Below are 26,321 nucleotides of genomic sequence, written 5' to 3' on the forward strand. Positions count from 1 at the left end.
GTCGAAAGTCTGGAAGGCCCCCGACCCCTAGACCCGCACCCCTCTCATTCGGAGATTTTTTTCTCGTGAACACGAATTTCGACCTGCTTGGCGACCCCATTCCGGAGGGGTGGGGTAAGCGAGGGCGTCCGCCGCATGTGGCGACCGAGAAAAACCGCAACAAAGTCATGCTGTTACTGGCGATGGGCTGGAGCATTTCCCGTATCGCCAACGCGATCGGCATTACGCAGCCGACTTTGCGGAAGAATTATTTTCAGCAGCTGCGTCAGCGTGACTTGGCACGCGATCGTCTTGAGGGCGCTCGTCTGGAGCTTGCCTGGGAGATCGCCAAGACCGGGAATGTCGGCGCTATGCGGGAATTCGGAAAGCTTATGGATCGCAACGATCGCATGGAAGTCGAGCGGGAGCTTTCTGCATCGCCCACGCGGGAGGTGGATGCCGCACCGTCAGATCGGCTCGGAAAGAAGCAGCTCGACGAGATCCGGGCAAGAGATGCTGACGCGGATCTGATGGCGGAACTGGAGCAGGAAGCATCTCAGAATGCCCGACATTAACGAGGAGCTTCCTCGGTTTGCCTGCCCGGATTGGTGGGAAAGGCTGCTTGCCGGCCGTCCGCCGATGGCGGACGTTCCATACGACAAGGTGAAGGCAGGCAAGGCGATCGCGTTCTTCAACCGTCTTCGCCTTCCGGATGTTCCAGGCAATCCGCCGTTGGCGGAAGCCTGCGGGGATTGGTTCCGAGACATGCTGGCTGTTTTTTTGGCGAGCGAAGACCCGGAAACTCTCCTTCCGACTGTCTGGGAACTGCTGTGCATGGTCCCTAAGAAAAACTCGAAGACGACATACGTGGCCGGCCTGGCGCTGACAGCGTTGTATATGATCGAGGTGCCTAACCGCCAAATGCTACTGGTCGGACCCAGCCAGAACATTTCCGAGCGGTGCTTCGATCAAGCGCAAGGCATGATCCGTCTCGACCCAAAGCTCGAGGTTATTTTTAAGGTTCAGGATCACACGAAGACAATCACTCGGTACAAGACCGGCACCTGTCTGGACGTGAAGACGTTCGATACTTCGATCGTAACCGGCGAAATCCCGATCCTCACGATAATCGACGAAGTTCATGAGTTGGGGAAGAAGGCTAAAGCTGCCGCCGTCATGCAGCAGATTCGGGGCGGCGGCATCACGAAGCAGCGCGGCCGATTGCTGATGATCACGACGCAATCGGATGAGCCGCCCGCAGGCATCTGGCGCACCGAACTGGACAAAGCGCGCAAGATCCGTGACGGAAAAGGCGGCCGGTTACCAATCATGCTGCCGGTGCTCTATGAATATCCTGTCGAGAAGCAGCTCGATCAAGACTTCTGGCGCAATCCGAAAAATTGGGACCTGATCCTTCCGAACATAGGGAGATCCATTGATCCTCAGGCCCTGTTCGAAGACTACGAGAACAACGGAAGGGTCAACAAAGAGGCCGAGCAGATATGGACCAGTCAGCACCTCAACATTGAAATTGGTGTTGGTCTTGGTGGCGATGGATGGTCAGGCGCGCTTCATTGGACCTCCTGTGTCGACGACAGACTGTCCGGTCTCGACGCTCTGCTCGCGAGATCAGAAGTCTGCACGATCGGTGGAGACTGGGGAGGCGCCGACGATTTGGCGGCTCTCTATGTGATCGGCAGGGAAAAGCACACCAAGCGGTGGCTTGGTTGGGGGCGGGCATGGGCAAGGCCTTCCGTATTCGAGCAACGGAAGAGCATCGCGCCGCGGCTTCGTCAGTTCGCGGAGGACGGCGATCTGGTCATCTCGAAGACCGGTGAGGAGCAGGCTGCTTCAGCAGCGGAAATTTGCCGTAAGGTATTTGATGCCGGCTTGCTTCCCGAAACGGGTGGTATAGGCCTCGACTCTGCTGGCATTGCGCTCCTGGTTGACGCGCTGGGTGATCTTGATCTGGTCGATCCTCTTGTTCAGGCCGTCATTCAGGGTTGGCGCCTCCAAACTGCTATTTCATCTGTGCCTTTGAAGTTGGAAGATCAGCGGTTTCTTCACGGTGACCAGCCGCTAATGGCCTGGGCAGTTGGAAACGCGAAGCAAACCCTCAAAGGGAGCAACTACGTGGTGACCAAGGAAGTTTCTGGCGCCGCGAAAATCGATCCGCTGATGGCACTTTTCAACGCGGCGATGCTCATGTTTCAGAACCCAGAAGCGGCCGGCAAGAAGGTGTCCGTCTACGAAGAGATGGCGCGCCGGCAGAGAGAGAACGCGTGACCTGGCTTGGTAGAATGTGGAACCGGGTGACCGGTTGGGGAAATCAGCCGACGTCGTCCCGTATCGTCCACACGGGGCGAACCATCGCTGGCGTCTACGTCGACGCCGATACGGCGCTCAAGAACGCGACTGTCTGGGCTTGCGTGCAATATCTTACCCGCGCCGTCTCTCAGCTTCCGTGGCACGTGATGGTCAAGGACGCCAGCGGCAACGCGACCGTCTCCGGTACCCATCCGCTTGATTGGCTTCTGTCCAGGCGTCCGTGTCCGGACTACGGTTCTTTCGCCTGGCGACAAGCCATGGTCGGAAACGCACTGTTACGGGGGAACGCCTACGCAGAGATCCAGTGGGACAACCGCGGGATGCCCTATGCGCTCTGGCCGATTCATCCGGATCGCGTGGCCGTGCGACGGGCTGCAAATGGAGAACTGGAATACGAGGTCTGGAACAATGGTGGAAATACCGTTGTTGCAGCTCGTGACATGTTTCACCTGCGCGGTTTCGGTGACGGCGTGGTGGGCTACAACGTGATCGAATATGCGGCCCAATCCATCGGCTGGGCGCAGGCCACCGAGGTTTTTGGTGCTTCGTACTTCGGGGACGGCATGAACCCGACCATGATTATCGAGACTGAGAACACCCTCAGCCCCGAAGCACTGGAGATGCTGAAGGCGGAAGTCGATCAGCTCTACAAAGGGCCGCGCGGCCGCCGGACAGCAATTCTCGACGCCGGGATGAAGGCAAATAAAATCACGGGGACGCCAGACGACGGTCAGTTCATCGAGACCCGTCAGCACCAGGTCGAAGAAATTTGCCGCTGGTTCGGTGTGCCGCCCCACAAGGTCATGCACCTGTTGCGGGCTACGTTCTCCAACATTGAGCATCAATCGATCGAGGTTGTCGTCGACTGCGTGACTCCATGGGTTCGGCTTCTGGAGGAAGAGGCGGACTACAAGCTGTTCGGCGCGACCAACCGGCAGAACTTCTACACCAAGATGGCGCTGCAAGCGTTGATGCGCGGTGACAATGCAAGTCGGATCGCCTTTTATCAGGGGATGCACGGCATGGGCATGACGATCAACCAGATCCTGGCGCTCGAAGACATGAACGGCATTGGACCGGAAGGCGACATTCCGTTCGTCTCCAATAATGTCCAGCCGCTCAGTCGTGCGTTGCAAGATCCGGCGCCTCCACCTGAACCTTCTACGGTAGACGACACCTCTGTCGATCCCGCACCAAAGCCCAATGGAGCCTTGAATGGAAAACCTTTCCGACACTGATTATTTGGTTTTCGCCGCGGCCCCGGGCGAAAACATTCCACATCGCTATAGCATGCAGGCGAAAGGGAATTCGGAAGCCGAAATCTTGCTCTACGGTGACATTGGCGACCCATGGTTCGGCGGCGTAACGGCGAAACAGTTTGCGGATGATCTGAAGGCGCTCGGCAAGGTGGATACCATCCACCTGCGCATCAACAGCTATGGTGGGGACGTTTTTCAGGGGCTGACGATTTATCGAATCCTGATCGATCACCCGGCCAAGATTATTGCCCATGTTGACGGGGTGGCCGCGTCGATCGCCAGCGTCATCGCCATGGCCGCGACCGAAATCAACATCAGCGAAGCCGGATTCATCATGATCCACAATGCCTGGGGAGTGGCTATCGGCAACGAGGGCGATATGCTGACCATGGCTGCGTTGCTGAAGAAGACGACGACAAGCCTTCGTGACGTCTACGTCGCTCGCACGTCCAATACGGCCGACAAGGTCAAGAAGTGGATGGACGATGAGACGTGGTTCACTAGTGATGAGGCCGTAGCGAACGGTTTTGCCGATAAAGTTTCCGACAACATGCGGATCGCCGCTCGCGTCGACCTTTCGAAACATCGCTTCAAGCGTCCGCCGGCCGCGCTGGCTGATACCCCGAATGCCGATCTCATGCGTCAACGTATCGCCCGCATGAAAAACAAACACGCCCGCAGCGCTTCTGCGGCTTAAATTCCGCCGGCGATTGATCGCCTCGGATACGTGCCGGCCCGGCACCCTATGGCTCGCCTGTCGCAGCCCTTTCACGGAGAGAACTACCATGACCAAGCACTTGACTGTGCCGGCGAGCGTTGCTGCGTTGCTGGCGCTCCACATTCCCTCGAACTTTTTCCTGTACGCGGAAGATCCAACCATTGCAGCCCATCGGGAACGCCAGATGGAGCTCATGAACTCCTCACAGGCAATCCTCGCCCGGGCGGAATCGGAGAGCCGTGACCTCACGCAGGCGGAGACCGATGAGGTCGAAGGGCTGACCAACGAGTTCGAAACGCTCGAATCGCAGATCAATCTGCGTGAGCGCGTCGCTCAGCAGAACGCCCTACTGACGGCGCCTCGCGCCCGGCAGACGGATCCGGACCCGGTCGGCAACGAACAGAATCCTTCCGATAATGTCCGCGGCATCAACAACCAGGCCCGCACGCCCGCTCCGCGGGTTCCGGCTGCGCCTCGCGCGACTGCCGGCGGCAATTCTGGGTTCCGTCACCTCGGCGAATTTGCGAACTCTGTACGCATGGCGTCCATGCGGTCGGGTGGCGACCTCGATCCGCGCCTGCGCAATGCTGCGGTCAGCACCTATGGCAATGAGGGGTCCGGCGCGGACGGTGGCTTTGCCGTTCCACCGGACTTCCGGACCGAGATCCTGAGCCCCGTTTTCAACGAGGACAGCCTTCTGGCGATGACTGACCGACTTCAGTCGAGCTCGAACACCCTGACGCTTCCAACCGACTCGACCACGCCGTGGCAGACCTCCGGCGGTATCCAGTCCTACTGGACGGCGGAAGGCGGCACCAAGACGCAGAGCAAGCCGACCCTCGGCGAGACGACGCTGAAGCTGCATACCTTGGCGACCCTCATTCCGGTTACGGAAGAGCTTCTCGAAGACGCTCCTGCGATGGGTGCCTATCTCAACCGCAAAGCCCCGGAGAAGATGGATTTCAAGGTTTCCGATGCAATCGTGCGCGGCACGGGCGTCGGAATGCCTCTCGGCTTCATGAATTCTCCGGCCTTGGTCACCGTTGCGGCTGAAGCGGCCCAGACGGCCGACACGATTGTCGTCGCCAACCTGGCGAAGATGTGGGGCCGTCTTCCTGTCCAGTCCCGGCGTACCGCTGTGTGGTTGATGCATCCGGACGCTGAAGCGCAGCTTCCCCTGATGACGCTTGCCAACCAGCCTGTTTACCTACCGCCCGGCGGCGTTTCCGGGAACATGTACGGCTCGCTCTGGGGCCGTCCCGTTATTCCGCACCAGGTTGCCGAGACTGTCGGTGACCTTGGTGACGTCATGCTCGTCGACCTGAAGCAATACCTGTCGGTCACCAAGACCGGCAATGGGCGCGACGCCAATGGACTGAAGTCCGACGTCTCGATCCATCTCTGGTTTGACCAGGACATGGTCGCGTTCCGCTTCACGATGCGCGTTGCCGGTCAGCCCTGGTGGCCCGCTGCGATCACGCAGCGCGACGGCGCGAACAGCCAGTCTCCCTACGTCGCGCTCGCCGCACGCTAAGCGCACGTGGCGCCGGGTAGCCGGCGCCTCCTCTCCACGGCGCCCGCGGGGCGCATCTCAAGGAACACGACAATGAACCTCAATGCCATGCTCTCCGAGCAGGTCAAGTTCGTCGAAGGCCTGCTTGGCGTCACTCCTTCCACGTCGACGCCCGATTATGTCTCGCTGAAGAACTTCGAGCGCTGCGCAGTCATCGTCTTGGTGAAAAATGCCACCACCGTTACCGGTTCGGCAATCACTCTGAAGCAGGCCACCACCGTCGCCGGCGGCAGTGAAAAGGCGCTTCCTTTCAGCAAGGCGTATCGGAACGTCGATACGGGCGCCGGCGACGCGCTGTCGGAATTCGCTGTGACGTCCGACACCTTCACCACGCAGGCGGTCAATAGCAAGAACGCCATGTATGTGATGGAAGTGAAGGCCGAAGATCTCGACGTCAACAACGGCTTCGACTGCATCCGGGCTGGTACAGGCGATGCGACGGCGACCACGATCACCGTTCTCTACGCTCTGTACGGCTCGAAGTTCGCGACAACCGTCGCGGCCATCACCGACTAAACCCATTCTCAACCAGCGAACATGTGGCGTGGGCGGCTATAGCCGTCCATCGCTTCATCACGCCAAATGGAGGCATGATCATGCCCCGCATTCGCTTTTCTTCCGAACAGATCTATGAGACCGGCGCGCCTGGCAAGGGGCCGAAATTCCCCCAGGGCTTCGTCCTGGATGCCGATGATGTGGGTGACGTCCTTCGAGTTGGGCGGGCTGACAACGCTTTCGCGCTGGCATTCCTCAATCGATGGGTTCAGCGCGGTAAGGCTGAATATGTCGGCGAGGATGTCGCCACTTCCGATCCTAAGGACGTTGTCTGGGCTGGAGCCAAGATCGTCGAGCCGATACCGAGCGAGCCGGAGGGTGCGGATCTCCTTGCTGATGACGGGCTCGACGATATGACCCGAGCACAGCTCGACGCTCTTGCCGCCGATCGCAACGTCGATATCTCTTCGGCCCGAAACAAGGCTGACGTTATCGTTGCGCTGCGATCGGCCGCTTCGACCGAGATTGCGTCCTGATCCCGGATTTTATCTCTAGTCTGCTGATGGACCAACAATGATCACCATCGTAACTCCGCCGTCGCCCATTGTGACATCTTCGGACCTTATCGGTTACGGAGGTGATCAGAATACCGCAATCGCAATTATTGCGGCCGTAACGGCGGAGTTTGATGGGCCGTACGGAAAGCTGAGGCGTTGTTTTGGACCTCAGACACTTGATCTTACGGTTCCTCAGCAGCGAAACCGACCCATTCGGTTGCCTTGCCCGCCAATTATCGAAATCGTGAGCGTGACTTCAATCGACCAAAGTGGCGACGAGGCCGTCATCGACGAGGCCGGTTATAAATTGAAGAATGGTCAACTGTCCTGGTTGGATAGCGCCGACATTGCACGGTGCAATCTGGTCCGGATTAGGTATCGCGCTGGGTACGATGGCGTTAAAACTGGCGATCTCCCGGCGCAAATTAAGGCCGCAATCGCCATGAAAGCCAATTTTCTCCTGAGAATTTCAGGAGGAGCAGCTTTCCTTCGCTCTGAAGAGGTAGAGGGCATCGGAAGGACGGAATATTCCATCCCAGAGCAAGCCACGATGGCGATCAACTCGGCAGCTGACGCGCTTGTCGAGGGTTTGAAGATCTACCAGCTATGAGTCCCGACCAAGCAATATCCATGCTCGATCGGCAGCTCGCCGATCATGGGCAGACAGTCAAGCTTCGCAAGGGGAACACGGCCGCCGGAGAGGTGGCCGTGAAGGCTTTCGTACGCGGCATCACAGCCGACGAAATCGTCGGGACGATCACGCAGTCGGACAAGAAGGTGACGGTTTCTCCGACGGATCTCGCCATCTTCGGCATGCCTGCCGCCGGAGGCAGTGTGGTGGTGGATGACAAGCCGCGGGCAATCGTCGGCTCGCCGGAAATCCTGAAGATGGACGATGTCATCGTCCGCATCAATGTGGTGGTGAAGGGCTGATGGCCGCAATCGCGGAAACGGTTCGCATCCTGAAGCAGGATACTGTCGAGGCCACGAAGGCGCTGCTGGTGCAGACCGCCAAGCGCGAGCATGCGAAAATCATGGCCGCAGATCCCGCGCCGCAGTCCTTCGTCCGCATCGTCGATGGCATCGTCGGCGCGCCGGAAGATCGTGCCAGGCCGGACGGCATCATCATCTATCAGTATCGCCGCCTCGATGAGGTTGTCGAATTCGCAATGGCGACGCTGTTCGATCTGTCGCCGGTTCTTTCCGGGGAATATCGTCTGTCGCATACGATCATGGTCGACGGCATTGCCGAGCGGAACCTGAAACACTGGAAGCCGGGTTCCGAGATCTCGATCATGAACCAGCTTCCCTACAGCCGCAAAATCGAAGTCGGCAAGATGAAGATGCGGGTTTCGGGCACGTCCAAGGTCTACCAGCAGGCGCTTCGCAAGATCATGGATAGGTTCGGCAACCTGGTGATCGTCCGTTTTACCTACCGATCAGCCCGCGGCGCGCCGACGAAAGGCGCGGACCGTGACAGCTACCGGTTTCCGACGCTCGTGATCAGGGAACGATAATGGCCGATTATGCCGGCGCGGAAGCCGCCATTCTTGCTCGCCTGCAGGCCGGATGGACGACGACGCGCATCACCTACCAGAACGAGACGCCCGCCGATCCATGGCCGCCGGTCATCGCCTCGCCGACGCCCGAAGATCCGGACGCGACGATCCTGGCGCCCTGGGTCAACCTTGAGATCGAGTGCTTCAGTGCTCCGATCATCGGCCAGGGGAGGCCCGGCAATCACGTCTATCGTTATGACGGTCTGATCGAGGTGCATGTATTTACGCCGGTTGGCACCAGGACCGCACTCGGAAAAGAATATGCGGTGGCGATCGGCGAGATCTTCCGCCGCAAGAAGTTCTACGACCAGACGCCCGGTTGCTACGTCCGGACGGAAGATCCCTATCCAGCAGCCGGCAATAGCCGATCCGACGATGGAAACTGGTTCGGCACGACGATGACGTGCCCGTTCGCCTACTGGCATCGCGGTTAACCGCACCCACCAACAGCAACCCGCCATGAGCGGATAACACTGAGGAGCGCTCGCGATGAGCTATTCTGAGAATTGGAACGGCTATGTCGCCATCAAGGAGCAGTCCGCCAAGGGCGCGCAAGCGTCCGGTGCTGGCGGCCTGCTCCTGTGGACGAGCGGCGGCCAGGGCGGCCAGCTGACCAAGCAGGCGATCCAGTCGCAGATCGTGCGGCACGACGCGCAGCAGCTGCGCGGCCGGCACGGCTCGCGACGCACCGCCGGCACCTATGCCAGCGAGGTTGCGATCGGCCGCGCCGATCCCGTCCTCGAAGCTCTGATGCGCAGCGCCTGGTCGACAGCGGATCTCGCCATCACGCAAGCCGACATGACCAGCGTCACGACCGGCGCCAACACCATCGTCGCGGCCGCTGGAAGCTGGATCACCAAGGGCTTGCGGGTCGGTGACGTCATCCGCGCCACCGGACTTCCGGATGCCGCCAACAACGGTAAGAACCTGCGGATCGTCGGACTTACCGCCCTGACCATCACCGTGGCAGAAACCCTCGTCGTCAATGCCGTGGCGGACACCACCTTTTCGATCGTCCGGCCTGGCCGCGTCATCATCAATGGTGCGGCGGGCGCCCTGGCCCGGAAATACTTCACGATCGAGGAGCATGAATACGACCTCGATGCGTCGGAGGTCTATACGGATTGCCGCTGGTCTCGCCTGATGCTGCGCATGAGTGCCGATGGGCTTCTCGAATGCGAGTACGGCTGGACCGGTACTGGCCAGCTTGACGTCGTCGATGCTGCGGCCGCCCCGCACTTCACCAATCCGACCGACCCGACCAACGTTTCGCTCGCCGCGTCGGAAGCGGTGCTGCGGCTCGGTTCGGGTGACGAGCTCGATCTCACCAGCTTCGATTTCACGATGGATCTCCAGCCCGCGGCGCCTGCTACCGTCAATCCGACCGGCCTGGCGCCGGATGTCTTCCTCGGCACGGTGCAGGCGTCCATGAACCTGACGCTGCTGCGGAAGGACATGCAGGCTCTCGCCGACCTTTCTGACGAGACTGTGCTGTCGCTGCATCTGTTGGCGTCCGAGAACGAAACGTCGCCGGCCGATTTCTTCTCCCTCGTCGTGCCGAACTTCACGCTGGGGAGTGTTGCCAAGTCGGCGCTGACCAAGGCGGGCGGCGCTCGCACCGTCACGATCGGTGTTCCTGCGGAGCTTGTCGGCAAGGATACCCGTGGTGGCGCGTTCGATCTCACCACTGTCAAGATGCAGGTCAGCAACGCGGCATGACGAGACCTAGTTCTGTCGATCCTTCGGAGGGACTGTCGCTTCCAATGCCGTGGCATACCGATGGAGTTGATCAGCAAGCTCGCGCGCCGCCTTCGGGCTCATCATTACTTGTATCTGATTTGGTGAACGGTTTTGACGACGGGCCTTATCTAGTTCGGCCTGAGACTTCGCGTAGCCTACTCGCAAGACTACGTGATGCACTATCGTCGCTACACCCCAATCGTAAAGCGTATCGGCCTTAAGGTCATTCTCCGACCTGAAATCCCATTTTGATCGATCATTGTCCGTCATTATCCCCTCCGTTGAAAGCGCATGGGATCATGGCTTCGACTTTAAGTCGAGCGAAACCCGAAAGGAAAAATCGATGAAAGCTGCAGAACAGAAGGTGCGGGAGACGGCGACCGCACTGCATGACGCCATCGCCGAGGCCCGCGCCGCCGGCCTTCATGTCGTCTGGCCGCGTACCGTCTACGATCTGCCGACGATCGCCGTTAGCGAAACCGGGAAGGCGGCGACCACCGTCCATGTCGACATGCCGGAGGGCACCGACCCTGCTCTTGCCGGCAAGGCGGAAGCTGCGGCCGCAAAGGCTGTCGAGAAGACGGTCGAGCGGGCGAAGTAAGAGATCGGCGCCGACGAGCCGATGAAAATTGCGCGCAATGGCGGGCGGGCGTGTCGGCGCTCGCCCGTTCCCTTCCGACAAAGGACGAATGCCATGAACGAACCTATCGATATTTCCGCCTTTCTGCCGGCGGACACGAGCGAGTTGCACATTCTGAATACCGCCGGCCAGCAAACCGGCTGGATTGTCACCCTTGCCGGTCCCTCGCATCCGAAATCCGTTGCTTACAGCGATGCCGTCGCGCGTCGAGCCCTCGATCGTGCCAAGCGACAGGAGCAGGCGCAGGTAAACGGGAAGAAATACAAGGCTGAAGATCAGACGCCCGATGATGTCCGCCGCGAGAATGTCGAAGGCGTCGTCGCCCGCATCGTCGAGTGGACGCCGGTCAAGATCGGGGCGGATACCTACGACGCCTCGCGCGCGGCTGAGCTACTGATCAAACCGGAGATGGGCTGGGCCTACGCACAGATCCTCGATGCGTTCGGCGACGAGCGCCGTTTTACCAAGGCCTCCGCGAAGATCTGATCGCCTTTGCGGAGCGGGCCTTCGCCCTGGCGGTAACCGACGAGCACGGGATCACGGTCCGTGAATCGCTGTTGGCGCAGATCGAACGGACCAAGAAACCGAAGCGCTTGGCGGAACTGGAGGCTGATCTTGCGATGCCTCCGTATCCGGAAGAACTGGCCTATCTCTGGCGCGCCTACAACCGTATCCGGCGTCGCAAGGGAAGCGGGTTCGCCGGACGGACACCGATCGAGTGGACCGATATTGATGCCTTCGTTCGCAATGCTCGCATGATGCTCGTCCCTTGGGAGATCGAGATCATCGAGGCTCTCGACGACGCGTTCATGTCGGTCAAGCAATCCCCGTCATCGTGATCACGGTGGCGGCTCCTCACCCTGACTTTGAGCCCACGGAAGCAGTTCATGGCCGCTGAACAGAGAGTTGTCGAGCTCGTCGTTGATGCCAGCGGCGCTGTCGCCGGTGCGCGTCTGGCGGGTCAGGCGTACGACCATATGGGCGACCGTGCGCAAGCGGCGATGCAGAAGGCGCAGAGCGCATTCGATCGCCAGCAGCAGGTTTATGAACGACAGTTGCCGCGCTCGATCGACCAGGTCGGCGACGCATACGATCGTCTCCGGGGGCGGATCGATCCTGTCTTCAATTCGCAGCTGCGCGCCGAACGTGAAATGACGCAGAGCCTGGCTGTGATCAATCGCGCCGTCATGCTTGGCGTCACGACCGAACAGGAGGCGACCGCCACGATCATGCGGCTGAAACGCCAGCAGATCGAGGAGATCAACCGGGTTCGGGATGCTCAGGTCCAGGCGAACAACGCGCTGCGGATGCAGGGCGCGAACGACAACCGTCGCGGTGGCGGTCTGGACGCCGCGAACATCGGCTATCAGTTCCAGGACATTGCCGTCACGGCTGCCATGGGCATGTCGCCGCTCATGATCGGCCTGCAGCAGGGCACGCAGCTGGCCTCTGTCGTCTCGACGATGGAGCGTCCTGTCAGAGGCTTGGCGACAGCCTTCATGTCGCTGATCAGCCCGGTATCGCTCGTGACCATCGGTCTGACAGCGGGCGTTGCGGCGTTGATCCAGTATTTCAGCACGTCGTCGGAAGGCTCCGGCAAGATGAGCGCGGATCTGCGCGCTCAGGCGGAACTGATCGCTTCGGTCGCGAACAAATGGGGTGACGCAACCCCGATGCTGAAGGCCTATGCGGACCAGCTGGAACGGGCCGCCGACGCGGCGAACCGTCTCAAAGCCGCCGATGTTGTTGCCAAAGAGCAATACAAGCCGGTCGAGGACGTTCTTTCCGGGATCAACCCGCAATACATTGCGGCGCGTCGGGCTCTGCAGGGTCTCGGCGAAGATGCAGACCCTCTGTTCCGGAAGGTCACGGGCAGTTTTGCCGATCTTCAGTCGAAGATCATGAATGGCACGGCCACGATTGAAAACCTGACCACGGTGCAGAACGCCCTCAATGAGGCGTACGAAAAGACCGGCCTCCCGGTCATAGCCCGACTGATCAAGGCCTATGACGAACTGCTTCCGCGCCTGCGCGAAGTTGCCAAGACGGCCGCCGATATCCGCAAGGAAGGCGTCACCTCGATCTATCCGAGCCCGGGTAGCTATGATGGCGTGCCGAGAAGCGCAGACGGCCCGATCCAGGGGGAGGAATTCCAGCTTCCGGAACGTGGTCCCACTCCGCAGAGCCGCCCGCTTCGCGAACTTGATCCCGCCTTCAATCCCTATGACCAGATCAACAAAAGCGGCGACGAAAGACTGCGCCAGCTTAAGCAGGAGGCGGATCTTCTCGGTTTGACCGGTGCGGCGGCTGCAGCTCTGCGGTTCGAGCAGGAGCAGCTGAATGCCGCCTATGCTCAGAACCTTGAGCTTTCGCCTGACCAGTTGACGGCGATCCGCGACCAGGCGGCGGCCTATGGTCAGTTGACCGAGCAGATGGCGCGCGCCCGCATGCAAGCGGACGTGAAATTCGATATCGACCAGCTCGGTCGGTCGCCGATCGACCAGCAGATCGCATCGAGCCAGAGGAGCGCTGGCCTGCCGGTCGACCTCAATGGCGACTACGCCGGCCAAGTCCGTCAGCTCGAACGGGTAAAGGAGCTGCGCTCGGACGTTAAGGGCTTCTTCAGTGACTTCAAGGAAGGCCTGCTTTCCGGTGACAGTATTGGCGAGGCGCTGCGAAATTCGATCATCAACGCGTTGAGCAAGCAGGCTGACCGCCTTTGGGATAGCGTCTTCAGTGGCCTCGCCAGCGTCATGTTTCCCGCGAGCGGCGGCAACCAGGGCTCCGGCCTCTCGGCCGCGGGATCGGTTGCCGGCGCGCTGTTCTCCGGTCGCGGCGCCAATGATAACCGCGCACCCGTCACGCCTGTCACAAGGGCGGCTCTGCCGGATGTCGGCGCGGTCTCCGATATGTCCGGCTTTCGTAACGCCATCGCATCCATCGAAAGTGCGGGAAGCGGCGGATATAGCGCCCTTGGCCCGATCACGAAGAACGGCGACCGCGCTTATGGCCGCTATCAGGTCATGGGCAACAATATCGGACCGTGGTCCGAAGCGGCTCTCGGACAGCGCCTTTCTGCAAGCGACTTCCTCGCCAATCCTTCGCTGCAGGACAAGGTCTTCGATCACCGTTTTGGCGGCTACGTGAACAAGTATGGCCCGTCCGGCGCGGCGCAAGCCTGGTTCGGCGGTCCCGGATCTGTCGGCAAGGGCGGAAATGTCACTGATATGCTGGGCACGAGCGGCACGGAATATGTGAACAAGTTTACCAACGCGCTGGGAGGCGCCTCCAAGAACGTCGACACGTTCGGCGGTGGCCTCGGCAAGCTTGGCCAGTCACTCTCGGCCAGCGCGTTCCCGGCCGCTCCGGCCGCGCCTTCGGGTGGCGGCGGCGGTGGCTTGTTCGGGTGGCTCGGTGGCCTCTTTGGCGGCGGCGGGCTGAATTCGGCGCTGTCCGCATCGCCGCAGTTTGCCAAGGCCTGGTCGCTGGGCGGTATCGGGCTTTACGATCGCGGCGGCTTCACCGGTCATGGCGGCGTTAATGATCCGGCCGGCGTCGTGCATCGCGGCGAGGTCGTCTGGAGCCAGGCGGATGTCGCGCGCGCCGGCGGCGTCGGTGTGGTCGAAGGTATGCGCCTTGGTCTTCAGGGTTATGCTGACGGCGGTGTCGGAGGCAACCGGCCCACCGTCGCGCCCATCCGGCAGGCTGCAGCGCCTGCGGCTGCAAACACCAATCTGCGCTTCGAGCACGTCCATTCCTTCGACGGCGATGGCAACATCAAGACGATCACCCGGACGATCGTCCGCGAGGAGGCTCCGGACATCTCGCGGCAGGTCGGCGCCGATCAGCTTCGCCGGGAACGGATCGACCAGGAGCGCGGCGGCTTTGGTGCAATCCAGTCGAACTACACCAAGCGCAAAGGCTGAACCTTGTCCCGATATTCGTCCGTTCCGACGCTGAACCCTGCGATCATGATGCCGGGCAAGGTCACCTTCGATACGCCGGGCGGTAGCGTCGACGGTGGTCGCAACGGTCTCGGTGACGGGATCAGCATCAACCTGACCGGCGGCCCGATCGTCACGGCCACGATGGAAAACTGCTTCATCCATGAGCCGGAACAGTTCGAATATATGGGCTGGCTGCGCGCCCGGTTGAACAGCGGCGTCCGGTTCGTCAACGTGCCCTTGCTGACCGACTGGTACGGACCGTTCCCGATCATCGACGGGGTTCCGACGCCGACTGTCGAGGGCATCCCGCATTCTGATGGATCCTATTTCGGGGACGGGGCGGGATACAGCCAGGCCACCGTCTGGGGCAAGGTCACGGAAGATGCGGGGCAATACGCCGGTATCCTTCGTCTGCGCATCTACAACGCCTCCCGGCCGCTGCGGCATAACGACTGGTTCTCGATCTACCACGAAACCAAGGGCTGGCGCGCCTACAGCTATTGGGATGTCCTGGAGCGTTATGACGATGGCATCGAAACCATCGTCGGCACGCCGTCGCCATATCAGGAATACCGCCTCGCACTGGATATTCCCTTGCGGGAGGCGGTGACCGCCGGGATGCGCGCCGAATTTGCGCGGCCGCGCTGCGTCATGAAATTCCCGGTCGGTTTCTCGCTGCCGACCGAGATCGAGGGTTTTTATGAGTACCGGCCCACTCTCCGCTTTACCGAGGGCAAGTGATGGGATGGGTTCCTGACAACGTCATCGAAGAGATGCGCGGCAGCCATACGCTCGGCATCTTCATGCATGTCGCCACGGATCCGCCGCTGCATGTCTGGTTCGGTGCTGAAGACCTGCCGGCAAATTTCGACAGTGTCGACGAGACCGGAGCGATCTATCTCGGCGGTGGCATCCTCAATGGCCTTCCAACGCTGGAGGTTCTGCTCAACGGGGCTTCCGACGCGGTGGACTTCAGCCTTTCGGGTATCGATCCTGTTACCGGCGCGGAAATGATCGGCAGCATCCCGCCACTGCGCGGCAAGGCCGTAACGATCGGGGTGACGACGCTCGACGACTATTTCCAGCCGATGAGCTCGATCATTCCGCTCTGGCAGGGGATCGCCTCGCACCTGACTGAGCAGTCGGCGCCGGTGCGGTCCGACCAGGCGCCGACCCTGACGCTCAGCCTGTCGGTGATGGCCGGCGAGGCGAGCCGATCGCGCCCGTCGCGTTCGCTTTGGTCGTCGCCGCATCAGAAGGCGATCTCGGCGACAGACAAGTTTTGTGATGACACCGCCCGCCTGGGGCGCGGCGTGCAGCCCGCATGGGGTCTCGGTTACTGATCATGGACATTCAAGATTTTATCCGGCTTCCGCACCGCTTCATGTGGGGCGGGGATGGCAAAGCGCACCCGTCCGACCCGATGGGCAGGATCTATAACGACTGCACCACGTTCTGCGCGTCCTGGGCGGCTGCCCTGACGGGTGTTGATCCTGCCTCGGCTCTGCGCGGTACCTATCGAACAGCCGAAGAGGCACATGCGATCGTCGAGGCTGCCGGAGGCCATATCGCATTCATGACGTCGCATCTGGTCCCGCTCGGCTTCAGCCGAGTGCAGAATCCGGTCGATGGCGATATCGGCTGCGTGGTCGCACCGGCTGGTGTTGAGGGCGATTTCGCTGAGATCGGCGCGGTGCGTTTCGGTCCGCTTTGGGTCTCGCTGGGGCCGGCCGGCCTTGTCGGGAAGCGGCTGAATACGCTCGTGGCCTGGAGATTTCCAGCGTGATGATCCGACGGCACTTCGAGAACCTGTCAAGCGAGGAGATCGAGGTCAGGCTACGGGAGCTCGCGCTCTATTCGAGCACGAAGATCCCCGAAGCCCGGCGCGACCCGATCTTCACGCCGATCTTTACGGCGATCCTGGGCGCTGGCGGCCTTGGCTTGTCAGGCGCTGCGCTGTCGATCGGCGTTGGCCTCGCGTCCGCGATCGCGACGACGGCCCTGACGATCGGCCTGCAGATGATCATGGCGCCGAAGCCGCCGAAGGCGGAAGCAGCCAAGATCCCGTTGACGCAGCCGATCCCCTACCGGATCTGGGGCGTCGGAAGAACCCGGCTTGCCGGCGCGTATATGTTGTGGGAGACGGCCGGCCCGAACCTCTATGCGGTCCAGGCCATCGCCGGTCACCGGATCAAGTCGTTCAACCGCTTCTGGCTGCACGATGACGAGGTGTTCCGGTCGGGTGACAGCGCCGTCTATCATCCCGGCGGACGGTACGGCCAGAACGTCTTTATCGGGCTAAGGCTCGGGCTACCCGTGGAATCGCCGTTCGGCTTCTATGCGACGGGCATATGGACGCCGAACCATCGCGGCGATGGCCAGGCGCAATTGGGCATGGTCGCCTCCGCGACCCGGCAAAAAGACCAGAACAGCATGTTTCCCTATGGGCCGCCGTCGCTTTCGACCGAAGCGGACCTCGCGCTCTGCTGGGACTTCCGCGATCCGGACCAGGACCCGGACGATCCGGAGACATGGGAATGGACCCAGAATTCGGCGATCATCTGCGCCTGGCATCTCTGCTTCAATGAGTTCGGCTACCGGCTGGACTACCATTCCGCCCTCTTGCCTGTGATCGACCTGTGGAAGGAAGAGGCGGATATCTGCGACGAAAACGTTCCTCGCGCTTCAGGCGGCTTCGAGAAACGGTACCAGTGCAACGGCCATGACACGACCGAAAACGCGCCCAAGTCCGGCCTGAACGCGATACTTGCTTCCTGCGACGGGCATCTGGTCGGGCGTGGGGACGGTGCCAGGATCCTGACTGTCGGCAAGTTCCGGGAAAGCCGCTGCGGCGTGCTGACCGACGAGGACATCACCGGTCGGCACATCCAGTACGACGTGCTTTTCGAGGACGAGGTGAACCGCCTCGTGCCGAAGTTCACCTACCCGGATACCGACTACACCACGACCGACACGGACTATTTCGAAGATACGGATGCGCAGGTGGAAGCCGGCCGCATCCTTTCCGAGGAGGCGAATTACCAGTGGGTCCATCAGTGGCGGCAGGCGCGTCGCCTCGGCAAACGTGATTGGCTCCGGCTGCGGGAAAAGGTGAAGGGCAGTATCGATATCCGGCTTTCCGGCATCAATGTCGCCTATTCGAGGTGGGTGCGGATCGAAGCCCCGAACCAGTTGCCACGGCTCACGGGCAAGATCGTCGAAAACCGCCGGTCGGTCCTGGCCCTCACGCGCGGTGGCTTCACGATGGATATCGTCAAGAGCCCCGACGACATCGATGTGTGGGTTCCGGAGGTCGACGAGGGCCATGCGCCGCCGGTTCCCTTGGCGCCGACGCCGGCCGCGATCCCGACTCCTGTGATCAACCTCCTGCAGGCGCAATCGAACGCGGGCACGGTCTACATCCGGGTCGTGATTATCAACCCGGCCGATGCCAGCCTGACGCCGGTCGTACGCTACCGTGTCGCGGATATCGGCGGCGGCATACCGGGCGCGTGGGTGGAGCAATCCTATCCGGACGCCGTGGCCGTCTCCGGCTTCATCAACCTCAACACCGGCACGGTGCCCGTCGACACGACGCTGCAGGTCGGGGTCGCATTCATTGGGGCGGGTGGCGGCTACTCGGCGTTCTCGCCGACCGAGGACATCGTCTCGACGGCCGATCCGACACCGCCGGCCGTCGTCACCGGCGTCAGCGTCACGCCCGGATCCGGGACGGCGACGTTCAACTGGACCGCGCCGAACAGCGCCAACTATGCCGGCGCGAAGATCTACTGGAACACCGTCAACACGTTCGGAACTGCCGCCTATATCGGCCCTCCGAAATACGGCGCTCCGAGCTCGGTCAACTCGATCGCCAAAGCTCTCACCGCCGGCGTCCGTTACGGCTGGGTCGTTCCAATCAATGGGTCCGGCGTCGAAGGCACGCCGACCGCGACCGGCAGCTTTACCGTCACATAACAGGAGCCACCATGGCAGAGAATGCAAACATCGTCTGGGCGGATGGCCCGGCCGGCTCGCCCTCGCAGCCTGACAAGGCGAGGATCCGCGCATGGGGAACCTGGCTGGAATCGTTTCTGACCGCGATCGGCTCGAACAGCGGATCGGTCTATGCGACCCGCGCCGCCCTCTACGCCGATCTTGCCCATGCCGCCAACACGATGGCTTGGGTCGTCGACGACGCGACGGCCGCCTATAACGGCATCTACCAGAAATCCGGCGGGTCCGGTTCTGGAGCATGGACGAGGCTCGCGGACCTGCCTTATTCCTTCGTCGTGGCGACGGATGCAGGGGTAGGAACGCCCAATGCCATTCAGGCGACGACTGCGGTCCCCGTCAGCGAGTCGTCGCTGATCGTCCTGAATATATACGAGACGAGCGCGGGGTCCCCCGTCACCGTGTCGTTCAACGGCGGCGCCGCACTGACCATTAAGACCAACAGCGGCAACAACGTGGCGGAAGGTGGCTTGCTTGCCGGAATGCGATTGCTAGGTACGATATCCGGGTCCACCTTCCGGAGCGTAACCGACCAGGTATCAACCGCAGTTGTCGCGGCCGCCGAGGCTGCAGCAGCGGCGGCGCTTGTCTCGAAGAATGCTGCCGGCACTTCCGCGACGAATGCCGACGCCAGCGCTACTCTCGCTCAAAAATGGGCCAACAACCCGGAAGATGTAGCCGTCGTCGGCGGTCTGTACTCCGCCTTCCATTGGGCGCAGAAGGCTGCGGCAGTGGTCACCGGCGGCATTGCCGCAGCGTTTCATGCCGCCACTGCAAAGGCGGCGATCGACGATGCGGACGAATTTGGTCTTGCCGACAGCGCGGCCGCTTGGGCTCTGAAGAAGGCTACGCTGGCGAACCTGATCTCCAGCATATTCAAGACCGCCCGCACCATTACGAATGCGCGCTTCGACGGCTCAACGTTCGGCCTCATGTTCAGCGGTAAGCGCATCATTGTAAACGGCGCGCCATCGGTCGATCGGACCTGGACGTTTCCGGACCGGGATCTTGTGTTTGACCAGTTCGGGCTCAAGTACGGATCGGTCTTCACCTTGACCGGATCCGCGTTCGATCTAACGGGGATCCCTGCAGGTGTAAAACGGATCGAAATCCCGGTTGCGAATATGTCTAGCAGTGGCTCCACGGGTATTAGTATGCAGCTCGGGACGGCATCAGGCGTCGAGACGACCGGCTACAAATGCTCTACCGCGAACGGGGGCGGTAGCACGACGGAGTTCCTGCTCACTGGCGGATCCAGCGCGGCATCCGGCGATTATCAGGGTGTCATCACCCTCGAGCTGATCAACGCCGCAACCAACCTTTGGGCTGCGACCGCAATTATCGCTCGAACTGACTCGCCTGTGGCTCTTATTATGGGCGGGTCGAAAACGCTTGCGGGCGTTCTCGACAAAATTCGCCTCAAGAGCGGCAATGGGGTTGAGACCTTCGATGCGGGTTCCGGCATTCTGGTTTATCAGTGAGGGTGAGATGGCAATTTTAACGACAATCGACATTCTGACCGGCGAAACAACGCAATCACCTTACACGCCCGCACCTGGGCCGGCGCTTGACCAGGTCAAAGTCAGACTGAAGGCGATCGTCGACGCAGATGCGGAGATCGAGCGCCTGAAATATATTACGGCCGGCGCAGGTCAGGCGATGACCTATCAACAGAAAGCGGACGAAGCGCGGGAGTATCTCGAAGAGGATCAGCCGGATGCCGCAGATTATCCCCTGCTTACCGCAGAAATCGGCATCACGGGTGCGACGATCGCAGACGTGGCGAATGTCATCATCGCGTCCTTTCAGCAATGGCAGGTGATCGGCGGCGCGATTGAAGCTGCCCGTCTCGGCACGAAGGCGGCGATTGACGCGGCCGAGACCGTTGACGACGCCGAAGCTGCTGCCAATGCGATCTTTTGGCCTGCGCCGTAGCGCGGCGACAGCTAGTTATAGGATGAATATCGTGGACCGAGCGAGGGCGGTTACAGATAACTGAGGCCGCCTTCAAGCGCCTCTAGCGGAAACTAGCCCGCTCTTGCCCAGACTACGGGACAAGTTGTGCGCTGGCTTTTCGATGTAGCGGTAGAAGGGATAGATTGCCAAAAGCGTCAGGCCCGTGATGAGAACAGGATCGCGAAGACCGCGGTGTTCCAGTTCGAATGCGACGATCGCATGTATTAGGTAGATCGAAAAGCAGGCCTTCCCGATCTTCTCCATCGCCACTATGGCGTGACCGCGCGCGGCGCTGGATGCTTCAGCCAACATCCATCCGCCTGCCAAAACCGCGAATGGCGTCATGGTCAAGTAGAAGCCGACCGGAGTGTTGATCGTCGCCCAGCTTAGACATGAAGCGGTAACGGCTGTGGCAATTCGCCAAAACCAGACGTTGCCCAGAGAAAGGTCGCTGCGGTAGTGCTGCGCTATAAAGCAGCCAATTAGCCACGCGGGGAGCGATACGAGCCAATTTAGTCCGGCTCCGTAGATGTGCGCACTCCCGTATTCATCAGAGCCCAGGGCAAGCACGATGACGTAGGAGGCAAGAGCGGAGACGAGGATCATGGTGGACCATCCTATCTTCCGCGAGATCGGCAGAATGACCGGGTAGAGCGAATAATAGATCAGTTCGCAAACCACCGACCACAGGATATAGCCATCTATGGGGTTGTAGGTCCGGACGCCCGCCACTTGAGCCCAGACGAAGGCGACTGTCGCCGGCACCCCGATCCGAACATATCGCCTCTTCAGGAATGTCGCGACCGGAAGCTCAGCGTCGCGGAACGGGAAATGAATGCAGAAGCCCGAGATGACAAAAAAAGCAATGACTGCTGGGTGACCCGTGAAGACATACTTCGTTACGCCGGGCATGCTCGGGCTCAGTAAATGAGCAAATACGACCGATAGGGCCGCAAGTGCCCTCGCTGTGTCGATACCAGAAATATGCACACGTTCGCGTTTTGCTTGCATATCAATCCCGTAGCAGAACTTCTCTTTGAAGGGAACGGCGCTCCCGCACCCGTTCATATCTCCTAACCTACAAGGACATCACCTCCCATGACCGAGTTTAACGGTTTCAAGGGCGCGGCCGTGCGCCTGGACGATATCGACATTCCGCGCATCGGTTCCGAGATCGGCGTGGGAGAAGACGAAATCCACGCCTTCATGGACGTCGAGGCGGCCGGGTCTGGTTTCGACGGCCAAGGTCGTCCGAAAATCCTGTTCGAGCCGCACGTCTTTTACCGCAACCTCACCGGCAAGAAGCGAGACGAGGCGGTCAAGCAGGGGCTGGCATATTCGAGCTGGGGCGAAAAGCCCTACCCGAAGGACAGCTACCCGCGCCTCATCATGGCGATGGCGATCGACGAGACCGCGGCGATCAAGGCCACCTCATGGGGCCTGACACAGATCCTTGGCGAGAACTGCAAAGGGGCAGGTTATGCGACGCCCCAGGCTATGGTGCTGGCTTTTATGGCGGATGAGGAGAACCATCTCGCCGCGACGGTCTCCCTGCTCAAGCACATGGGCATCGCCGACGATCTGAAGGCGCATGCATGGGCGGTCGTCGCGCGGGTCTGGAACGGTCCTGGCTACCGCAAGAACAAGTACGATACGAAGATGGCAGCCGCCTATGCGAAGTGGGCGAAGGTCAGGGACACCCCGTTCAGCGCTGGCGCTAACAAGGCTTCGACCAATGTCGACACGGCGTCCGGCAAAACCGATCGCACGACGGTGCGCGTCGTACAGGAGCGACTGAAGGAGCTCGGCTATACCGAAGTGGGCAATCCCGATGGTAAGATGGGCAAGCTGACGAAAACGGCTATCCTCGCATTCCGCAACGAAAACGATCTCCCGGTCTCCGACGTCATCGACGACGCCTTGTTGCAGGCGCTCGACGGCGCCAGCCCGCGTAGCCTGCCGCGGAACGATGCCGAACCGGCCGCTGTGCGCCAGGCTGTTCCCGAGGTGCAGTCCAACTTCCTAACGAAGGTCGGGGCCGGGACTTTGGCCGGGACCTTGGCGACCGGCTCGGTAACCGATCTCGCCAGCAAGGCCGAAGGTGTTAGGTCCTTCATCAGCCCGTGGAAGGAGATGTTCAGCGACATTCCTTCGTGGGCATGGCTCGGCTGCGGCGCCCTGGTCCTCGTCGCGATCATGATGATCGCCCGCCGCGGCGAGTTGAAGGGCATCGAGGCATTTCAGGCAGGGGAGCGCCGGTGATGGACCTGATTTCAAAGCTCATCCCTGACGTGATCAAGCTGCCCGTCATAGCCGTGCTCTGCTTCGCAGTCGGTGCGGCGGCGATGTACTACCCCGCGCGCTGGATGGGGGCGACGAACGAGAGACAGGTGCTCGCGGCTCAATCAGCAAAAGAGGCCCTCGATCGTGTTCAGAACCTGGAGAAAAACAATGCGAATTTCCGCAATCTTTCGGATCGCGATCGCTGTCTCGCTTTCATGCGGGATAGCAAGTTGCCAATCAGTTCCTGCGACGAACGGTAGCGGATACCAATTCGTGCGGTTTTCGACGCCTGCGACAGCCCTCGCAGCCTCTCAAGACCCTTTGGCCGGCCCCGCCATCTCCTCCAATAACCAGCAATGCCGGAAAGATCCCGGGTGCCGCAAATGAGCGACGGCTACATGGGGCCGGGCATCTGGATCCGCATCCAACACCGCTTCGGCCCGCGCATGATGGAATGGTTCATGGCCGGCCATATGATCCTGTTCGGATGCATCCTGCTTCTGCCCACTGAAACGTTCAATCAGCCGGCATGGTCGTCGTTCCGGGACCTCTTCCACTCCGAGCAGCGTCTTGGGTGGATCATGTTCTTTGTGGGTGTCCTGCGGATCGTGGGGCTGATCATCAACGGGGCAAGAAAAAAGGTCACACCGCAAATCAGGCAGATATCAGCCGGCGTCGGCTGCTTTATCTGGGCAGGCATCACATACGGATTTACTTCCTCGGATGTCGTCTCGACATGGCTCGCCATCTACCCGCTGTTTGCGGTTGGCGAGCTGGTCAACATTCACCGTGCGGCACACGACGAGGGAGAGATCAGGAATGGAACAACTAGGTAATCTCCCAATGCCGGCGCTGGTCACCTTCGGCGCCGTTCTGGCAGTCATATTCGGGGTACGGTATTTCGGCCTCTGGCAGGGGCAGCAGCACGCGCCGGCGTCGTCGGCAGCGTCCGCCCAGGTGGCGGCGGTGATCGTCGATCCGACGGCGCTCAACAAGGCCACGGCGGCGCTTGAGGCCCACACGGCAGCAATGAACAGGATGATTTTCGTCGGCGAAGAGATGACCCGCCAGAACGATCACCTGGCGGATGAGCTTGGAAGATTCCGAGAAGAGCTTCGCATCCACCGCGAGATCCGCCGGCAAGCTTGATCGGCCGTCGATTTAGTGGAAATTTTCTAACAGACCCTATCCTTGATTAACATTCGACCGCACCAAATGGGCGTCGTTGTAGCGATCGGTTGAGATCCCCTGTAAGAGCTTTGGCGTGTAGCTGGTGTCCAAGATTTCGGAAGGGATAGGCTTTGAGATATCGGCCAGAGATCGACGGCCTGCGCGCAATTGCGGTGGTTCCAGTAATTTTGTTTCATGCCGGCCTTAGCTGGTTCAGCGGCGGATTTGTCGGCGTCGACGTTTTCTTTGTCATAAGCGGTTATTTGATCACCGGGATTATCATGAAAGAGGTTCTTTCCGGTGATTTCTCGTTTCTAAGGTTCTATGAGCGCAGATTTCGTAGGATTGCGCCTGCATTCATCGTTGTTCTGTTGTTTTGTATGATCCTAACTTGGGTATTCTTGCTACCAGCGGAACTCGTCTCTTTCTATTGGAGCCTGATTTATTCCTGCGTCTTCTCTGCAAATATATTTTTTCGAGGAGAGGCGGGATACTTCGAAACGGCCTCCGAGTTGAAGCCCTTGCTCCACGTATGGAGCCTGTCGGTGGAAGAGCAATTCTATCTGGTGTTCCCGATTGCGCTTGTGTTGCTGTCTAAATTTGGGCGCCACAAGGTCCTAGTGTTTTTAGCCGTCGGGATTTGTGTGAGCTTATACTACGCAGAGACACGGAACACGACTAGGGCGGAAGCGGCGTTCTTCATCATCAAATACCGCGCATGGGAATTAGGCCTAGGCGCTTTTACTGCGGTCATGTTCGCAGAGGGTCCGCGTCCCGGGAAGGACCTGGCCAAAGAAGTGTTTTGCTGGGCAGGGCTGTCGCTAATTGTCTTCTCGATTTTCCATTTCGATCACTCGACGCCTTTTCCCGGGCTCTGGGCGCTGATCCCGACTTTGGGTTCCGTCCTTATTCTCGTCTTCGCTGACGAAGCGACGTACTTCGGGCGGCTACTGCGATCCCGGTTCCTCGTCGTGCTCGGGACATCGAGCTATGGTGCATATCTGTGGCACAACCCGATCTTCGTCTTCACTCGCTACTTCTACGCAAATGAACCCAGTCTCGCAGTGCTGCTGCTGATGGCAGGGGTGTCGCTGGTTCTCGGCTTTCTATCTGCCAAGTTTATCGAAAAACCTTTTCGGGACGGTCGGCGTATTCCGTTGGCCACCCTGGCGTGGAGTACAGGGGTTCCTCTGCTGATTTTCGTTGGCGTCAGCTTTCTTGGTGTATGGAAGAGCGGATTCTATGAACGGTATTCGCTGGAGCAGATCGCTTTATTGCGCTCGGGTGAAACACCCCTCAGGGAAAATCTTAGAAGTTACGACCTCGGCCATTGCTTCATAGATTACGAACAGACCGTCGACGCCCTCCTTACCAACCAATGCGTGTCGGACACTCCAAAAAGGCGGGTGATTGTTTTCGGAGATTCGAAGGCTGCGCATTGGATGGCCGGCGTGAAGCGGGCTTTTGTGAGTGACGATTTTTTCGTGCAGCAGTGGACTGGAACGAGCTGCCGAGCAGTCGACTACCCCAAGAACTCGGCCAGGTGCAAAGATTTCTATCGCGTGTTTATTGAAAAGATAGCGCCACAGATCCGGCCAAGCGACATCATCATCGTGTCATCTCGCTGGATCGGAGTTCTAACCGATAGTGGCACCTCGTCGTTCGCGCTATCAGTCCGCGCGCTTTTCGATGTTCTCAAGGCGACGAACGCTGAGATCGTCGTGATAGGAGATACCCCTGAGTTTCCCCTTCCGCCGCAATCCCTTATGGTGAGGCAGCGCATCAGGAATGTTGGGGAAGTGTATCTGAAGGCGGAAGAGGTCGCCTCCGCAAACACGATCCTGGCGGATGAAGCTAAAAACTACGGCTATACGTTCCGCGACCCAACGACCTATCTCTGCAAAAGAGATGATGAGCGACACTGCATGGTCGCGCGCAATGGTGAGTTCTACTACTTTGATGCGGGACATCTGTCTCCGCTTGGTTCGACGACGCTGTTCGAGGATTTTGCCCTTTCGAAACAGCCGCAAAAGCCTTGATCCGCACGCGCAACCGCCTGCCCGTAGGCGAGGCCGTTGTCGGGCGGCCTCTCCTACGGAAAAT

The 26,321-nt window shown here is 60.2% G+C and carries 28 protein-coding genes; 27 read left to right on the forward strand and 1 reads right to left on the reverse strand.

Features of this window, described 5'->3' with window-relative positions:
- Positions 1–137 precede the first annotated feature (137 nt).
- From ACZ9IU_RS03195 to ACZ9IU_RS03300, 22 genes are all read left to right on the forward strand, one after another.
- Positions 138–554: a hypothetical protein gene (locus ACZ9IU_RS03195; RefSeq protein WP_498956684.1), complete on the forward strand. Its 417-nt coding sequence runs from the start codon at positions 138–140 to the stop codon at positions 552–554.
- A complete protein-coding gene (locus ACZ9IU_RS03200) occupies positions 541–2,265 on the forward strand; it encodes a terminase large subunit domain-containing protein (RefSeq protein WP_038539541.1) in 1,725 nt (574 codons plus the stop codon). Before ACZ9IU_RS03195 ends, ACZ9IU_RS03200 begins: the two co-directional genes overlap by 14 nt.
- Positions 2,262–3,545: a phage portal protein gene (locus tag ACZ9IU_RS03205; protein ID WP_157885057.1), complete on the forward strand. Its 1,284-nt coding sequence runs from the start codon at positions 2,262–2,264 to the stop codon at positions 3,543–3,545. Before ACZ9IU_RS03200 ends, ACZ9IU_RS03205 begins: the two co-directional genes overlap by 4 nt.
- A complete protein-coding gene (locus ACZ9IU_RS03210; RefSeq protein ID WP_051899630.1) occupies positions 3,523–4,263 on the forward strand; it encodes a head maturation protease, ClpP-related in 741 nt (246 codons plus the stop codon). The genes ACZ9IU_RS03205 and ACZ9IU_RS03210 overlap by 23 nt, the downstream gene beginning before the upstream one ends.
- 88 nt (positions 4,264–4,351) lie before the next feature.
- Positions 4,352–5,818, forward strand: coding sequence for a phage major capsid protein (locus ACZ9IU_RS03215; RefSeq protein WP_051899631.1), 1,467 nt, complete (start codon positions 4,352–4,354; stop codon positions 5,816–5,818).
- Between the two features lie 72 nt (positions 5,819–5,890).
- Positions 5,891–6,373, forward strand: a complete 483-nt coding sequence (locus tag ACZ9IU_RS03220; RefSeq protein ID WP_038539545.1) for a hypothetical protein — start codon at positions 5,891–5,893, stop codon at positions 6,371–6,373.
- Between the two features lie 80 nt (positions 6,374–6,453).
- Positions 6,454–6,888 carry a hypothetical protein gene (locus ACZ9IU_RS03225; protein WP_157885058.1) on the forward strand — a complete coding sequence of 145 codons (435 nt, stop codon included), beginning with the start codon at positions 6,454–6,456 and terminating at the stop codon, positions 6,886–6,888.
- A 37-nt stretch (positions 6,889–6,925) separates the two neighbouring features.
- The gene (locus ACZ9IU_RS03230) at positions 6,926–7,519 is read left to right on the forward strand and encodes a hypothetical protein (protein ID WP_038539549.1); all 594 of its coding nucleotides are present in this window, start codon (positions 6,926–6,928) and stop codon (positions 7,517–7,519) included.
- Positions 7,520–7,539: 20 nt separating this feature from the next.
- Positions 7,540–7,842: a hypothetical protein gene (locus tag ACZ9IU_RS03235; RefSeq protein ID WP_038539552.1), complete on the forward strand. Its 303-nt coding sequence runs from the start codon at positions 7,540–7,542 to the stop codon at positions 7,840–7,842.
- The gene (locus ACZ9IU_RS03240; RefSeq protein WP_038539554.1) at positions 7,842–8,426 is read left to right on the forward strand and encodes a hypothetical protein; all 585 of its coding nucleotides are present in this window, start codon (positions 7,842–7,844) and stop codon (positions 8,424–8,426) included. Before ACZ9IU_RS03235 ends, ACZ9IU_RS03240 begins: the two co-directional genes overlap by 1 nt.
- Positions 8,426–8,902, forward strand: a complete 477-nt coding sequence (locus ACZ9IU_RS03245; protein ID WP_038539558.1) for a hypothetical protein — start codon at positions 8,426–8,428, stop codon at positions 8,900–8,902. The genes ACZ9IU_RS03240 and ACZ9IU_RS03245 overlap by 1 nt, the downstream gene beginning before the upstream one ends.
- A gap of 55 nt (positions 8,903–8,957) precedes the next feature.
- Positions 8,958–10,187: a phage tail tube protein gene (locus ACZ9IU_RS03250; protein ID WP_038539561.1), complete on the forward strand. Its 1,230-nt coding sequence runs from the start codon at positions 8,958–8,960 to the stop codon at positions 10,185–10,187.
- A 364-nt stretch (positions 10,188–10,551) separates the two neighbouring features.
- A complete protein-coding gene (locus ACZ9IU_RS03255; RefSeq protein ID WP_038539567.1) occupies positions 10,552–10,809 on the forward strand; it encodes a hypothetical protein in 258 nt (85 codons plus the stop codon).
- Positions 10,810–10,830: 21 nt separating this feature from the next.
- A complete protein-coding gene (locus ACZ9IU_RS03260; RefSeq protein ID WP_157885059.1) occupies positions 10,831–11,334 on the forward strand; it encodes a hypothetical protein in 504 nt (167 codons plus the stop codon).
- 71 nt (positions 11,335–11,405) lie between these two features.
- On the forward strand, positions 11,406–11,687 hold the full coding sequence (locus ACZ9IU_RS03265; protein ID WP_051899633.1) for a phage tail assembly chaperone: 282 nt from the start codon (positions 11,406–11,408) through the stop codon (positions 11,685–11,687).
- A gap of 48 nt (positions 11,688–11,735) precedes the next feature.
- Positions 11,736–14,774, forward strand: a complete 3,039-nt coding sequence (locus tag ACZ9IU_RS03270; protein ID WP_038539576.1) for a phage tail length tape measure family protein — start codon at positions 11,736–11,738, stop codon at positions 14,772–14,774.
- Between the two features lie 3 nt (positions 14,775–14,777).
- A complete protein-coding gene (locus ACZ9IU_RS03275; RefSeq protein WP_038539579.1) occupies positions 14,778–15,536 on the forward strand; it encodes a hypothetical protein in 759 nt (252 codons plus the stop codon).
- Positions 15,536–16,138, forward strand: coding sequence for a hypothetical protein (locus tag ACZ9IU_RS03280; RefSeq protein WP_038539582.1), 603 nt, complete (start codon positions 15,536–15,538; stop codon positions 16,136–16,138). Before ACZ9IU_RS03275 ends, ACZ9IU_RS03280 begins: the two co-directional genes overlap by 1 nt.
- 2 nt (positions 16,139–16,140) lie before the next feature.
- The gene (locus ACZ9IU_RS03285; RefSeq protein ID WP_038539585.1) at positions 16,141–16,581 is read left to right on the forward strand and encodes a DUF6950 family protein; all 441 of its coding nucleotides are present in this window, start codon (positions 16,141–16,143) and stop codon (positions 16,579–16,581) included.
- Positions 16,581–18,773 (forward strand): phage tail protein, encoded by a 2,193-nt coding sequence (locus tag ACZ9IU_RS03290; RefSeq protein WP_051899634.1) that lies wholly within the window; start codon positions 16,581–16,583, stop codon positions 18,771–18,773. Before ACZ9IU_RS03285 ends, ACZ9IU_RS03290 begins: the two co-directional genes overlap by 1 nt.
- An 11-nt stretch (positions 18,774–18,784) precedes the next feature.
- Positions 18,785–20,290 (forward strand): hypothetical protein, encoded by a 1,506-nt coding sequence (locus ACZ9IU_RS03295; RefSeq protein ID WP_038539588.1) that lies wholly within the window; start codon positions 18,785–18,787, stop codon positions 20,288–20,290.
- On the forward strand, positions 20,259–20,744 hold the full coding sequence (locus ACZ9IU_RS03300; RefSeq protein WP_157885060.1) for a hypothetical protein: 486 nt from the start codon (positions 20,259–20,261) through the stop codon (positions 20,742–20,744). Before ACZ9IU_RS03295 ends, ACZ9IU_RS03300 begins: the two co-directional genes overlap by 32 nt.
- 72 nt (positions 20,745–20,816) lie before the next feature.
- Here ACZ9IU_RS03300 and ACZ9IU_RS03305 read toward each other — a convergent pair whose 3' ends face one another.
- A complete protein-coding gene (locus ACZ9IU_RS03305) occupies positions 20,817–21,776 on the reverse strand; it encodes an acyltransferase family protein (RefSeq protein WP_038548669.1) in 960 nt (319 codons plus the stop codon).
- An 87-nt stretch (positions 21,777–21,863) separates the two neighbouring features.
- Here ACZ9IU_RS03305 and ACZ9IU_RS03310 point away from each other — a divergent pair, with 87 nt between their 5' ends.
- The 5 genes from ACZ9IU_RS03310 (at position 21,864) to ACZ9IU_RS03330 (ending at position 26,257) form a co-directional block, all read left to right on the forward strand.
- Positions 21,864–23,027 (forward strand): N-acetylmuramidase domain-containing protein, encoded by a 1,164-nt coding sequence (locus ACZ9IU_RS03310; protein ID WP_065814764.1) that lies wholly within the window; start codon positions 21,864–21,866, stop codon positions 23,025–23,027.
- Positions 23,027–23,308 carry a hypothetical protein gene (locus ACZ9IU_RS03315; RefSeq protein ID WP_038539591.1) on the forward strand — a complete coding sequence of 94 codons (282 nt, stop codon included), beginning with the start codon at positions 23,027–23,029 and terminating at the stop codon, positions 23,306–23,308. The genes ACZ9IU_RS03310 and ACZ9IU_RS03315 overlap by 1 nt, the downstream gene beginning before the upstream one ends.
- Positions 23,309–23,431: 123 nt before the next feature.
- Positions 23,432–23,884: a hypothetical protein gene (locus ACZ9IU_RS03320; RefSeq protein ID WP_038539593.1), complete on the forward strand. Its 453-nt coding sequence runs from the start codon at positions 23,432–23,434 to the stop codon at positions 23,882–23,884.
- Positions 23,868–24,197, forward strand: coding sequence for a hypothetical protein (locus ACZ9IU_RS03325; protein WP_157885061.1), 330 nt, complete (start codon positions 23,868–23,870; stop codon positions 24,195–24,197). Before ACZ9IU_RS03320 ends, ACZ9IU_RS03325 begins: the two co-directional genes overlap by 17 nt.
- A gap of 152 nt (positions 24,198–24,349) precedes the next feature.
- Positions 24,350–26,257: an acyltransferase family protein gene (locus tag ACZ9IU_RS03330; protein WP_051899636.1), complete on the forward strand. Its 1,908-nt coding sequence runs from the start codon at positions 24,350–24,352 to the stop codon at positions 26,255–26,257.
- The last annotated feature ends 64 nt before the right edge of the window (positions 26,258–26,321 follow it).

The organism is Mesorhizobium sp. USDA 4132 (assembly GCF_056279545.1).

Excerpts from the sequence above, each read along its gene's own strand:
- ACZ9IU_RS03200 (WP_038539541.1), top strand. The coding sequence starts at position 541 with ATGCCCGACATTAACGAGGAGCTTCCTCGGTTTGCCTGCCCGGATTGG.
- ACZ9IU_RS03210 (WP_051899630.1), top strand. The coding sequence starts at position 3,523 with ATGGAAAACCTTTCCGACACTGATTATTTGGTTTTCGCCGCGGCCCCG.
- ACZ9IU_RS03215 (WP_051899631.1), top strand. The coding sequence starts at position 4,352 with ATGACCAAGCACTTGACTGTGCCGGCGAGCGTTGCTGCGTTGCTGGCG.
- ACZ9IU_RS03220 (WP_038539545.1), top strand. The coding sequence starts at position 5,891 with ATGAACCTCAATGCCATGCTCTCCGAGCAGGTCAAGTTCGTCGAAGGC.
- ACZ9IU_RS03225 (WP_157885058.1), top strand. The coding sequence starts at position 6,454 with ATGCCCCGCATTCGCTTTTCTTCCGAACAGATCTATGAGACCGGCGCG.
- ACZ9IU_RS03230 (WP_038539549.1), top strand. The coding sequence starts at position 6,926 with ATGATCACCATCGTAACTCCGCCGTCGCCCATTGTGACATCTTCGGAC.
- ACZ9IU_RS03235 (WP_038539552.1), top strand. The coding sequence starts at position 7,540 with ATGCTCGATCGGCAGCTCGCCGATCATGGGCAGACAGTCAAGCTTCGC.
- ACZ9IU_RS03240 (WP_038539554.1), top strand. The coding sequence starts at position 7,842 with ATGGCCGCAATCGCGGAAACGGTTCGCATCCTGAAGCAGGATACTGTC.
- ACZ9IU_RS03245 (WP_038539558.1), top strand. The coding sequence starts at position 8,426 with ATGGCCGATTATGCCGGCGCGGAAGCCGCCATTCTTGCTCGCCTGCAG.
- ACZ9IU_RS03250 (WP_038539561.1), top strand. The coding sequence starts at position 8,958 with ATGAGCTATTCTGAGAATTGGAACGGCTATGTCGCCATCAAGGAGCAG.
- ACZ9IU_RS03255 (WP_038539567.1), top strand. The coding sequence starts at position 10,552 with ATGAAAGCTGCAGAACAGAAGGTGCGGGAGACGGCGACCGCACTGCAT.
- ACZ9IU_RS03260 (WP_157885059.1), top strand. The coding sequence starts at position 10,831 with ATGAAAATTGCGCGCAATGGCGGGCGGGCGTGTCGGCGCTCGCCCGTT.
- ACZ9IU_RS03270 (WP_038539576.1), top strand. The coding sequence starts at position 11,736 with ATGGCCGCTGAACAGAGAGTTGTCGAGCTCGTCGTTGATGCCAGCGGC.
- ACZ9IU_RS03280 (WP_038539582.1), top strand. The coding sequence starts at position 15,536 with ATGGGATGGGTTCCTGACAACGTCATCGAAGAGATGCGCGGCAGCCAT.
- ACZ9IU_RS03285 (WP_038539585.1), top strand. The coding sequence starts at position 16,141 with ATGGACATTCAAGATTTTATCCGGCTTCCGCACCGCTTCATGTGGGGC.
- ACZ9IU_RS03290 (WP_051899634.1), top strand. The coding sequence starts at position 16,581 with ATGATCCGACGGCACTTCGAGAACCTGTCAAGCGAGGAGATCGAGGTC.
- ACZ9IU_RS03295 (WP_038539588.1), top strand. The coding sequence starts at position 18,785 with ATGGCAGAGAATGCAAACATCGTCTGGGCGGATGGCCCGGCCGGCTCG.
- ACZ9IU_RS03300 (WP_157885060.1), top strand. The coding sequence starts at position 20,259 with ATGCGGGTTCCGGCATTCTGGTTTATCAGTGAGGGTGAGATGGCAATT.
- ACZ9IU_RS03305 (WP_038548669.1), bottom strand. The coding sequence starts at position 21,776 with ATGCAAGCAAAACGCGAACGTGTGCATATTTCTGGTATCGACACAGCG.
- ACZ9IU_RS03310 (WP_065814764.1), top strand. The coding sequence starts at position 21,864 with ATGACCGAGTTTAACGGTTTCAAGGGCGCGGCCGTGCGCCTGGACGAT.
- ACZ9IU_RS03315 (WP_038539591.1), top strand. The coding sequence starts at position 23,027 with ATGGACCTGATTTCAAAGCTCATCCCTGACGTGATCAAGCTGCCCGTC.
- ACZ9IU_RS03320 (WP_038539593.1), top strand. The coding sequence starts at position 23,432 with ATGAGCGACGGCTACATGGGGCCGGGCATCTGGATCCGCATCCAACAC.
- ACZ9IU_RS03325 (WP_157885061.1), top strand. The coding sequence starts at position 23,868 with ATGGAACAACTAGGTAATCTCCCAATGCCGGCGCTGGTCACCTTCGGC.